The sequence below is a fragment of the Actinomyces sp. ICM58 genome (assembly GCF_000283035.1).
Classification (GTDB): domain Bacteria; phylum Actinomycetota; class Actinomycetes; order Actinomycetales; family Actinomycetaceae; genus Pauljensenia.
Window position 1 is genome coordinate 1 of record NZ_ALIY01000035.1, and the last position, 4,785, is coordinate 4,785.

2 protein-coding genes are annotated in these 4,785 nt (G+C 63.3%); one reads left to right on the forward strand and one right to left on the reverse strand.

The genetic code is table 11. From position 1 onward, the window contains the following. Positions 1-811, reverse strand: an 811-nt coding sequence (locus HMPREF1138_RS01675; RefSeq protein WP_039936489.1) for a serine dehydratase beta chain, incomplete at its 3' end; no start/stop codon positions are given. Between the two features lie 878 nt (positions 812-1,689). On the opposite strand from HMPREF1138_RS01675, the gene HMPREF1138_RS01680 reads away from it, so the two are divergent. Continuing rightward, positions 1,690-4,701 (forward strand): prealbumin-like fold domain-containing protein, encoded by a 3,012-nt coding sequence (locus tag HMPREF1138_RS01680; RefSeq protein ID WP_009055789.1) that lies wholly within the window; start codon positions 1,690-1,692, stop codon positions 4,699-4,701. Positions 4,702-4,785 lie beyond the last annotated feature (84 nt).

The window sequence follows — 4,785 nt, forward strand, 5'->3', positions numbered from 1 at the left end:
TGCCCGCGTCTACGCAGTCGAACATCGTGTCCGCGATGCGGTCCAGGTAGGCGTTGAGGGTGTCGCGTGGGCGCACTGCCTCCTCATTGGCGCGCACCAGTTCGGCGACGCTCAGGCCTGACGCCTCGCACTGGGCGAGCAGCTGGGCGCCCGACGCGAAGGGGTGCGGCGCGGGAACGTCGATGCCGACGCCGGCCTGGCTGGATGCGAGCGAGGAAACCTCGGGGTGAAGCGGGTCGTCGTTCGTCTGCAGCATGACGAAGCCGCCGCCTACCGAGTAGTAGGTGCGCTGGAGGATCGTGTCGCCGTCGCCGCCGCTCGCGGTGATCGTCAGTGCGTTCACGTGATAGGGGAGGACCGTGCGTGGGATGAATCGGATGTCCTCGGCGATGCTCAGGGGCACGCGCGTGCCCGAGGGCAGCGTGAGGGTCCCCGTGCTCGCCAGCGTCGGGAGGATCGCCTCCACCGTGTGGATGTCCACCGTCTCCGGGTCGTAGCCAGCCAGGCCCAGCAGCACCGCGCGGTCCGTCGAGTGTCCGCGGCCCGTCGCCCCCAGCGACCCGAACAGGTCGATCGTGATGCGCGAGGGAGGCGTGAGGGTCGTCAGCTCCGTCGTGAAGGCCAGGCCCGCGCGCATCGGGCCCACCGTGTGCGACGAGGAGGGCCCGATCCCGATGCGGAACATGTCGAAGACTGACAGGGGGTGCGGCGCGTCGTGGGCGGCGACCTCGCCGGAGACGATGGCGGCGGGGGTCGGGCGCGACGGGTCGTAGGCGGTGACGGGCACGAGGGCGACGGGGCGTAGATCCATGCGCCCTATTGTGCAGGGGTGTGGGTGCTCGCGCGTGACGAGGCCGGGGCGCGGTGGCGGGCGCGCGTGACGAGGCCGGGGCGCGGTGGCGGTCCTGGGTTCGGTGGTGCGGAGCTGCGTTGGCGCGTTGTCGTGTTGGCGTGTGTGGGCGTGTGCGGGCGTGTGCGGGCGCGTGCGGGCATTGTTGGGCGTGGTTGCCGAAAAATGTCGCATGCAATTCCCATGTAAACCTTTCAAATGATGAAATCAGATTGTTGGAATTGCAGCGTTTCTAGGCTTTGTTGAATGTTTAAGTAATCGAATTGCATGCGACTTTTGGGGTGGGGTGGTGAAGGGGGGCCCGGGCGGGTGGCGTCCGGGTGTCGGGGTGGTTGCCCGGAAATGTCGCACGTAATTCCATGTAAACCTTTCAAACGTTGAAATCAGAGCGTTGGGATTGCAACGTTTGTGGGCGGTGTTGAATTTTCGGGTAGCCGAATTACGTGCGACTTTTGGGGGAGGAGGGGCGGGTCGGAGGGTCGGCTCGGAGGGTTGGGGGCGGTGGGGTGGCTGAAAAATTGGCTCATCGGTGGATTATTTGGAGGGTGTCAAGCTCTGTATAGTTCCGCGATCGGATTTGTTGCCAGCCGTTAAAAATAACAATTTAGCTACTTATGTTGCGATAATATGAATAGATACCAGCTGGTCAAACCGCGTTATCCTGCGGAAAGACGGCTTGACTGTTGTTCTGTAACGTAGCCCACTAGCAAAGTCGTGAAAATGGGGTTGCATTTTTCAGTAACCGCGACGTAGGCTGTGTGTCATCAAGGTTGTGGAAAAACCGAACCGGACGTCCCTCCGGTCACAACACAGCGCAAGAACGTCAAGGAGAACGATCGATGACAGCAAGTCGAGCGCGCGCGGGCCACGCGCGGACCAAGCGAGCAGGAGTCGCCTCCCGCGCCCTGGCCGCCCTGGCCGTCGTGGCTACTGCGGCCAGCACGCTGGTCGTCTCCCAGGTGGCCGCCCCCCAGGCCGCTCAGGCGGCCCAGGAGCCCGCCGCCGGCAAGATTGATGTTGGCGAGGTTTCCGCCTGGATTAACGGTGGCTACACGAGTGAAACCGAGGGTGGTGCGCACCTGAATGACAGCATCAGGTACGGTGTTGTTACCGGAATGTCGCAGAATCGCCTGCTCACGGACAATAAGCCCGTTGGTGCTTGGCTGAGTGGTACAACCGCAAAGAATAAGGATGCGTGGGCGTACATTGCTCGAGGTGTACCGTGGAAGTGGGATGATCAGAAGGACAACACTGGTCCTGGTGACACGCAGGCATCCAAGGACTGGATGCAGCAGCACTATAACCAGTGGGCAGCTAGCGATAAGAATATCTGGGTAGATGGTCAGAGCGCCATCGGCTTCAAGCCGAACAAACCTGGTGAGGTCGAGCCCGGCCAGACCTTCCTGCTCGGCGCAATTCGCCACAACAACCTGCCCATCGGACAGGCAGCTGCCCCTGGTGGTCTCGGCCAGCCTTACCTTCAGGGCAACATCAACCTGGAATTTGCTGGACTCCCCGCGGGTCAGCAGAGAGAAGCTTTCCCCTTCGTCAACCACGAGACTTTCAACACCCTGGCCTCGACGATCATTTACCGCAAGGGCGGTGCCTACGTGAAGACACCGGGCGAGGCTGGTACGGGTACCTGTTCTACCAGTTTCGGTACTACTGGCTGGGATGTGAATCAGCTGGTTGGTGGAAAGCGGGTCCGTGACCTGGTCCTCGATGGTACCTACGGTCGTCCGGGATACACACCTTCGGGCGCTTTCATTGGTCCCGCCTATGAGCCGGACCCGGTGAACGCGGCGGATCGCTCGCAGGGTTACGTTAACAAGCCCGAATCTCGCTCCGGACGCATGTACTGCGTCAAGCACGTGGGCGAGGGTAACGGCGACTACGACCTGTACAGCCAGTACTACAACGGCGGTGCAGAGCAGCCTCACAACCAGCTCGTGAAGGAACAGGTCACGCCTCGCTATTGGCCGGACGCGAAGGGCAACGTCAATGAGAACCCCTACGTCTCCGACACCGTCAAGCTGGAGAAGACCGTCTCGGATCGTACCTTTACGAAGAACGGCCGCACCTACCGTCTGCAGCTGTGGGGCTTTGTCCCCGCGACGAACGCGACCAACTTCCTGACCCCGGATAACTTCAGGTCTATCCCGACCGCCGACTGCCCGGCGACGCCTCCGGCGGACGCCAAGCCCACCGATTACTTCGTCACCCAGGAGCTCTCGGTCAACTACGCCTGCCTCTACGGCGTCATCACCGAGGAGAGAAGCGTGCGCATCGTGAAGTCCGTCGAGGACCCGGCGGGTGCCAACCCGACGATCCCGGCCGCCAACTTCGCGGTGACCACCGGTGACACCTGGCGCGACAACACGGCCCGCACCCCGGCGACCACCGGCACGGTGACCGTCTCGAAGCCCACGGCTTCGTCCGCCCCCGCCAAGGCCTCGTACATCTCCGCAGCCGACCCGGCCGCGTCGCTGACCCCCACCGGCTTCGGTGAGGGAGGCGCGAAGTACGACTCGACGTTCATCCCCTTCGAGGTCGGTAACTCCGACTTCACCATCACGGAGAAGGACATCTCGACCGGCGGCGAGGACAAGTGGAACCTCAAGGACATCAAGTGCGTCAACGGCATCGGTGAAGACGTCGCCGTGACCCGCACTGAGCGCGGCGTCAGCTTCAAGAACGTCGGAGGCGCCGCTTCCAACGAGGCAGCCCCCATCACCTGTACGTTCGTGAACGAATACCAGGCTCCCAAGCTGCGCGTCCAGAAGTCCATCGAGGCTAACGGCGGCGCGAATGGCGCCACCACCTTCAACGTGGACTACAAGATCGTCGCCACCAACGACGGCTCGCTGGCCGCCAACACCGGCAAGCTCACCGACAAGCCCGACTTCGCGAAGGGTCTGGAGATCAACTCCGCCAAGATCGCCGAGACCCAGGCCGGCCTGGACACCGCGTCCAACGCGACCGCTACCGGCGGCGTCTACACGCTGACCGACGGCGTCGAGCTCGCTGCCGGGGCCACCAAGGAATACTGGATCCGCTTCTCGGTGACCCGCAACCCCGCGGCCGCCGGATACTCGGAAGCCGACCTGGCCTGCTCCGTCAACGGTAACAACGAGCTCGCTCCCGGCAAGGGCCTCTTCAACGAGGTCTTGGCTGAGAACGGCAAGGACTCCGACGGTACGAGCAACAACAAGGCCTGTGGCCCCACCGTCCCCCACGACTTCGTGATCGTGAAGGCCGGCACGCAGAACACCGGCTCCACCTTTGCGGATGCCTCGAACCAGTACATCGGTCCGAACAACGCGGCCATGTACCCTCTGAAGGGCGCCGAGTTCGCGATCTACAAGTCCAACCCCAACACGGATGCGAACGCCACCGTGGTCAAGACCCTGACCCAGGCCAACGCGACCGACGGATACTACTGGAGCGTCAACGACCTCGATCTTGACACCGCCTACTGGCTGGTCGAGACCAAGGCACCCGCCGGACACTCCCTGCTGCCCCAGCCCCTCGAGTTCAAGCTGACCACCGCCCGCGCGGACGGCTCCGGCACGAACGTTGAGCTCGCGGCAGACCTCACGGACCAGGCCAAGTGGGCCACGAGCGCCGTCCAGGCGTTCTCCTCCGAGGCCACCGGCATCTCCGGCCCCCAGGGCTTCCTGGTCGGCGGCACCCGCAAGGCCACCCTGGTCGTCAAGGACACCCAGGTTGGTGAGCTGCCCAAGGCAGGCAGCACCGGAATCTACCCCTACATCGGCGTCGCAGCGGCGCTCATGTCCGGGGCGATGGTGATGACCGTGGTCACCACCAAGAGGCGCAAGGCACTCGCCTGAGCCACCCATGAGGTCCCGTGACCACGGTGACCCACCATCAAGAAAAACTCCCGAAATCACACACACAGGAGAAAGAAAACCCAT

What these genes read in the sequence shown, in the direction of transcription:
- HMPREF1138_RS01680 (WP_009055789.1), top strand. Translation starts at nt 1,690, where the DNA reads ATGACAGCAAGTCGAGCGCGCGCGGGCCACGCGCGGACCAAGCGAGCA.